Origin of the sequence: Clostridium luticellarii, assembly GCF_002995845.1 — a bacterium.
Lineage (GTDB): Bacteria > Bacillota > Clostridia > Clostridiales > Clostridiaceae > Clostridium_B > Clostridium_B luticellarii.
This window is the reverse complement of the sequence record NZ_PVXP01000106.1, coordinates 1-7,164: the sequence shown is the minus strand read 5'-3', so window position 1 is coordinate 7,164 and position 7,164 is coordinate 1. Positions and strand designations below refer to the sequence as shown.

At 28.1% G+C, this 7,164-nt stretch carries 7 protein-coding genes; all 7 read left to right on the top strand.

Annotated features, from left to right (window positions below):
• On the top strand, positions 1–397 hold a 397-nt coding region (locus CLLU_RS17595; RefSeq protein WP_158255946.1), incomplete at its 5' end, for a hypothetical protein.
• Positions 398–411: 14 nt separating this feature from the next.
• Complete coding sequence (locus tag CLLU_RS17590; RefSeq protein ID WP_106011070.1) at positions 412–2,241, top strand: Cas10/Cmr2 second palm domain-containing protein; 1,830 nt, start codon at positions 412–414, stop codon at positions 2,239–2,241.
• Positions 2,213–3,310, top strand: coding sequence for a type III-B CRISPR module-associated Cmr3 family protein (locus CLLU_RS17585; RefSeq protein ID WP_106011069.1), 1,098 nt, complete (start codon positions 2,213–2,215; stop codon positions 3,308–3,310). Before CLLU_RS17590 ends, CLLU_RS17585 begins: the two co-directional genes overlap by 29 nt.
• On the top strand, positions 3,310–4,608 hold the full coding sequence (locus CLLU_RS17580; RefSeq protein WP_106011068.1) for a hypothetical protein: 1,299 nt from the start codon (positions 3,310–3,312) through the stop codon (positions 4,606–4,608). Before CLLU_RS17585 ends, CLLU_RS17580 begins: the two co-directional genes overlap by 1 nt.
• Positions 4,609–4,612: 4 nt before the next feature.
• Complete coding sequence (gene cmr4, locus CLLU_RS17575; RefSeq protein ID WP_106011067.1) at positions 4,613–5,521, top strand: type III-B CRISPR module RAMP protein Cmr4; 909 nt, start codon at positions 4,613–4,615, stop codon at positions 5,519–5,521.
• Positions 5,499–6,005, top strand: coding sequence for a type III-B CRISPR module-associated protein Cmr5 (cmr5, locus tag CLLU_RS17570; RefSeq protein ID WP_106011066.1), 507 nt, complete (start codon positions 5,499–5,501; stop codon positions 6,003–6,005). Before cmr4 ends, cmr5 begins: the two co-directional genes overlap by 23 nt.
• Positions 5,998–7,059 carry a type III-B CRISPR module RAMP protein Cmr6 gene (gene cmr6, locus CLLU_RS17565; RefSeq protein WP_106011065.1) on the top strand — a complete coding sequence of 354 codons (1,062 nt, stop codon included), beginning with the start codon at positions 5,998–6,000 and terminating at the stop codon, positions 7,057–7,059. The genes cmr5 and cmr6 overlap by 8 nt, the downstream gene beginning before the upstream one ends.
• Positions 7,060–7,164 lie beyond the last annotated feature (105 nt).

Here is a 7,164-nt window from a genome sequence, read left to right as displayed (position 1 = left end):
ATTAAGAACAATGTTAAAAAAAGAAAGAAATATTACGTATAATAATTTGAATAGTTCCTTACAGTATCCTTATGTAATAAATATAAAGATAATTCAATTAAATGATTCTCAAAAAATAGGGCGTTTAATGAAAGAAATCAATAAATTATATAAGAAAATCAGAAGAGAAATGCCAAATAATATAGGAAAAGATGAAAACGATTCTGAAGATTCAGAAACAAAAAGATATATTTCTCCTTTCCATTTTTCTTTTGCAGCATCTCAAGATAAAAAGTTTCTAGTTATTAAGGAGAAGAATTATAATTTTATTTTTGATAAATCATGTGATGGCAATGATATTCAAGAACAAGAGATTAAAAGAAATGTTGATGAATTCATTGAAAAAACAGAAAAGTAAGGGGTGGTTATAAAGTGAAATATCTATTAGCTGTAACTTTAGGACCTGTACAATCCTATATAGAAGAATCGGAAAAATTAATGGATCTTAGAAATAGCAGTATGATAATATCCAAACTAATGAAAAATATAATAGAAGAAATATATAAAAATGATAGCAAGAGTGAACTAATATATCCCAAATATGGTAAAGATTCAAACTTTAATAGTATTAAAGATTGTACCAACTATCTTGTGTTTGAGGTAAGTGAGAAAGAAAAATTGAAATTATCAAATTTAGAGGATTCTATATATAAAAATATGGGGGAAGAGTGTGACATTGAAAATTTTAAAGAAATATTTTACCTGTTCTGGGCTGTGGAATCAATAGATGATAAAGACTATTATGATGTCTATAATTATCTTCAGGAATTGATGAATGGAATCAAGCACACTTATGTTTTTAACAATAGAATACAATCCCAAGAGAGAAAATACCGCAAAGAAAAATGTTATATATGTGGGAAACGTCCTATTTATAAAGAAGATCTATGCTCTGTTTGTTATTGCAAAAGAAAATATAATAAAGATAATTATGAATCAAATTATTCAATTGCCATAAAAACTTGGAAAGAAACGTATCAAGTTAAGCTTCAAAATGTAAATAAACTATTAAAAGAATTTTTTACATATGAGGATAAATATTACAGTATATCAGAAATAGAACATACAATATCGATGTTAAAAAATGCTGATATTAAAGGCAGCGATGTTGAAAACAAGAAATATAAAGATTTCTCATTTGACCTGAAATCGGAGGCAGCAAATGAATTAAGACAAAAAAATCTCAGCAAAGAGTTTTTGATAGAGAAGTTGCAAAAAATAGAGTCAGAGTTAAAAAGTCATTATGAAAGCAAAGATAAAACACGAAAGGTACCTGAGCCTAATTATAAATATGCATTCATTCAATTTGATATTGATTCATTGGGTGATTGGATGAGAGGGGAATTTACTGAAATTCAAAGAGAAAAATTCAAATCATACCAGGAACAGATATCCAGCTTTTTAATTTCATTTGGAGAAAGGTTGAGAGAAGAATTAGATGTAAATTGCAATGTTATATATTCTGGAGGAGACGATTTTTTAGCAGTAATGCCAATAGAAATAGTATGTAAAGTTTTAAATGATATAGACAGAATATTTACAGAAGATGTTTTAAATAAATTAAAAAGTGTGGGAATATCCGAGAAGATGACTTATTCAACCTGTATAACAATTGCTCCTTGTAAAGCTCCGATAGGTGAAGTTATAAATAAAAGTAGAATTGAATTGAATAATGTTAAGGATAGGTATGAGAGAGATAGGAAAAATGGAGTTGTATTAAATTATATTGTAGGAGATGGTGCGGCAACTACAGCTTATATGAAGAAGGATAAATTAAATAATTTTTTAGATTTGATAGAGAAATATATAAAAATTAAAAATAAATTTTCCCTGTCATTTATAAGAAAATATGAAAAAGAATTTTCAGGGTTTGCATATAATAAAATAACTAATGATGATTTTAGAAATTTGAGGTATATGAGCACAATAGAGTTAAGCCGTATTGTGAAAAAAAGTAAATTATTTCAGGAAGAAAAAGGACAGAAAGAAGCAGAAATACAAGAATATATAAAAGAAATGAAAAGGTTTATGGATTCGTTATTTTATGAAAACTGTATGCTTGTATCTGCCAATAGAAGAAATGTAGATTTTAAAAATTATTTAAATACAATGGATATTTATGAAAGATTATGCAGCTTGCAAGGATTCTACGAAATTACCGGAGGTGATGTAAATGAAACTTTTAAAGTTGAAACCTTGTGATAATACTTTTTTTAGAGATGGAAAAGTATTTGAAAAAGGATATAACAATGCAGTACAATCCAAGGATATGCCATATCCCTCAGTTTTTTCAGGTGCCATTTTTACAGCACTTTTGGCGAATAATGAACATTTAAGAAAAGAGTTCATGAAAAATCCATCCGTTGAAGAGAAAAGAAAGATTTTAAAAATAGGACAAGTATATTTGTATAATGAAAGAACAAGAGATATTTATATACCTGCTCCTAAAGATATATTTAGAAATAAATATGGAGAAATATATTTTGGGAAATTTGATGATATGGGGGAAGGTATGAGTTCTTTAACTTATAAAAAGGTACTTATGTCACCCAAAGTTAGTGGGATTAAAAGAGTATCGAGAGAATTTATTAATATTAAAAATATATATAGGGAATATAAAAAAAAGTCTTATTTAGGAATGGATTTAATTCATGAAGATGAAATATTTAAAAAGAATTATAAAGTGGGAGTAGGGACTGATTATAATAAAAGAATGGTAGGAGAAGATTTGCTTTATAGAATTGAACAGACTGAGTTTGAATCCAGTGATTGGTCTTTTGTAGTGGAGTATAATATAAAATATGATTATTTAAAAGGCGAATATGGTATTGGAATTGAAAATAATATTTCAGATTTAAATAGTGGCTATTTAAAATTAGGTGGAGAAAATAAGATTTGTAGATATGAAAATATAGAAAATAAATATATATCAAGATTTCATAAATCTATTGAGAAAGGTCTTAATATGAAATCAGATCTTATAAAGATTATATTTACAACTGATACATATTTCATTAATGAAGACTATAAAGATTGTTTTTTTGAAAAAAGAGTTGCTGGAATGTCCAATGACAAACCTATTTATATAGGTGGATTTGATGTTAAAGAAAATAAGCCCAAGGTCATGTTTAAAGGATATGAGGCGGGAACCATATTTTTAGTTAGGAAAAATAATGATAGTCTTGAAGATATAAAAGCCGAATTGAATAACTTAATTGGTGATTCAGTATATGAAGGCTTTGGAAAATATATTTTTATGGGGGAAGAATAATGGAGGAAAAGAAACCAGATGCTTTAGTAGTATGTTCCACGTTAAATCAGATTACAAATTATTTGGTTATAAAAGAATATATGCCTGAAAAAGTATATAATATAACCTTTGATGAAAAGGCTCGTAAAAAGATGAATGAAAATATTAAGATTGATGATTGGGACAAGCAATTAAAGAATTTGTGTAAAGAAAAACTAAAAATAGATGATAGTAATATCAAAGATATTTGTTTGGGAGAAAGTGACTTTTATAATATTGAAGATATAGTTGATAAAATAGATGGTGAAATTGATGAAAATGATAAGAAAACCATATACTGGCATATAACAGGTGGACAGAGGCTTGTGGCTATGGCTGTTGCTGAATTTATTAAGGATAGATCTCAAGATAAATGGGTTTATATGGAAGGAAATATAGAAAAATTGCTGGAATATGATAATGAGTTAAAAAGTAAGAATGTAATTAACTATTCGAACAGAGATTTAGATTTTAAACAGGCTTTCGATCTTACAGGATTTAAGTATAATGATAAACTTTCATCAACTAATGTATTAGATATAAATAATAAAGAGATAAATGAAAACTTAGGAAAGGAACAAGAATTTTATAATATTTTATATGGTATTTTTTGTACAGATGCTTCTTTTAGAGAACAACTTTTGGAATCAAACTCAGAAAAAACAGAAAATGAGAGAAAAGAATATATAACAAAAGCGTTTAAAGATTTGAAAGAATATAATAAAAAAGATTCTGAAAGACTTAAAAACTGTAAATACGATATATATAAATCAGATGAGATGAAGAAATCTTGCCCGGCAGGATATATATTTGAAAAAATAGCAGGGTATAAAATATATAAAGCACTAAGAAATGCTAAATTTAAACATAATATAAATCAAATAGCGTTTAGTATAAAAACACAATTTGATGATAGAGATGATAAAGTTAAAAAAGATGATAAAGATAACAAAAATAAAGGCTATTCAATAATAGATGAATTGGATATTGCACTTTTAAGCAGTACTGGAAAATTAATTAATTTTGAGTGTAAAACTGGAGGTATGGAAGGTGACAATGCAAAAAGTCATAACTATACGACATACAGGCTGTCGGGAGTGTTTGGTATGCCAATACTCATTTCACCTCTTTTAGAGAACGAAAGAAAGCATAAAGAAAAGATAGAAAAATTTGGAAAACAGTGTGGAGCAATAAGATCTGCAGAAAGGGCGGAGTTATATGTTTGGACTATAGACAAAATAGAAGAAAATTTAAAAGATTTATTAAGAATAAGGGAGTGATAAGATGTATATAAAAAGTAAAATAGAATATATAAAGGCCATAACACCTATTCATGCAGGAGTGGGACAAGACTTGGGAATTGCGGATATGCCTATACAGAGGGAAAAACATTCAAATATACCTAAAATAGAAGCTTCGACTCTAAAAGGTTCAATTAAAAGTTATTTATATCATAAATTAAAAAAAACAAATACTAATGATGATGAAAAGGCTTTGAACGAAATGTATGCGATATTCGGCCCGGAAAATGGGAATGATTCTGCCAGCCTGATAGGATTTACAGATGCCAAATTATTGTTATTTCCAATAAAATCTGCAGCTAAGATCTTTAAACTTATTACATGCCCATATGTTCTTAAAAGGTGGGTGGAAGATTTGAAGTTAAGCGATAATTCAATTGACGATTTATCAATTGATGATTTGAAAGTTGATGAGGGAGAGGCAGTGGCTTTAGAAGGAGAGGAAAATAAGATTATACTGGAGGAATATATTTTTACTAAAGCTGGCGATAAAACAGGAGAATGTAAAAAAGGTTTAGAAAATTTATTTAAGAAGTTAGAAGATATAGATAAAAGCAGAATTATCCTATTATCGGATTCGGATTTTATAGAACTTGTAACCATGTATACGGAAATAATAACAAGGAATAGAATAACTGTAGAAACAGGTGTGGCCAAAGATACCGGACTCTTTACAGAAGAATATTTACCTGCTGAAACCGTATTGTATTTTACTGTGTTAAATGCTGCAAATTTTAAAGCTGATAAAAATGAAGATTCTATAGGTTATTTTGATGAACATATAGGCAATGTATTCCAGGTAGGCGGGGATTTTACAATAGGCAAAGGATTTGTGAAAAGGCTGGATATAAGTAAAGGGGGTGGAGAAAATGACGAGCCTAAAGGATGCTAATTTAGAAATTGCTCAGTTTGCCCTGGAATGTGTTTTATCAGTAACAGAAGATGCAGATAAAGATACCGCTGAGTCAGAAGGGAAAAAAGAATCACAGCAAAATCATGGAGAAGAAAAAACACAAGAAAAATACAAGACTCTGGCAAAGAAAATACCTGTAATGGTACAAAAAAATGGATTGATGAATACATTGGCTTTTATTTTTTCTAAGCATGATAAAGAAGAATATGAGAAGGTATTTGACCAAATAAGAGAATGGAGCATAAAAAATCCTAGGACAGAAGATATAGAAGTGTTGAAAAATTTGAATATTAATGTTAAAAATGATAAGTATATAGGATATTTAAAGGCTGTATATGGACTATCTCCAAAAGAGTATAGATTGCTGACTAAAGAAATTATTATCTTGTTTTCCTGGATCAAGAGATTTGCAGATGGAAGCATAGAGAGTGAAAATATAGAAGGTGAGAAAATCTGTGAATGATAAATTGAAAATAAATTACAAAAAAGAAAATGGTAAATATATTTTAGAGTTTAAAGATCAACAAAATGTAAATTATTATGGATATAATGAACTTATTGATGCTGTCTCTAAAGATTCATTAGATGCATTTAATTATTCTCTTAAATTAAATAAATTTTCAGGTTTGGAAGGCTCAGAAGATAATTACAATAAAATTAGATATGATGATATAGATAATATATTGGAAAAAATTAAATGCAACACTGATTTAATATTAGAAAATACTAAAGAACAATATCACTGGATAAGCTTTGATGGGAAGCTGATAGATAAAATGGCAATAGGTTTCGGAGGACAATCTGTATTTGAGGGAGATATCACATTGCACCATATATATGGAATTCCATATATACCTGGACAAGCAATTAAGGGGAATTTGAGAAATTATATAACAAGAAAATATACTTCTGAAAAAGAAGTGGGAATTTTAAACGACAATTCTTTTATATCAATATTCGGAAAGGAACTGCAGGGAAAAACAAGTGGTTCTCAAGGCAAGGTTATTTTTTTGGATTCATATCCTGTAGATGGATTTGAAATAAAAAAAGATGTAATGTCTACTCATTATAATGAATATTACCAGGGCAATTCACTGCCATCAGATACAGAAAAAATTATTGTTAATGATTTCATGGTAGTTAAAAATGCTTCTTTTAACTTTAATATAGGAATAAGTAGTGATATATTGAATAGGGAATGTACTTTGGATAAAGATAAAAATATAGTGGAATTTATACTGGAAAATATTATAGATGTTTTAAGGTATAATGGATTAGGAGCTAAAACGTCAGTTGGGTATGGATTTTTTGATTTAAATAAAGGGAAAATAGTAAATCAGATAAAGAAAAGGAGTCAAATGCAAAAAGCAGAAATGGAAAAGAAAAAATTTGAGGAAGAAACAAAAGGTATGACAGAATTCCAGATAGAAATGTATAAATTTGATAAAATTACGGATTTACATCCTAAAAATGATGAGGTTATGAAATTATTTAATAACTCAACTTTCGCACATTAAAATAAAGGCGGAAGCCTGAATTTTTAAGATATAAAGCAAAGAAACATTCCTTTTGGTATAATAGAATTGTCAAAAACACCATACCAAGGAAAGGAATGTTTCTTA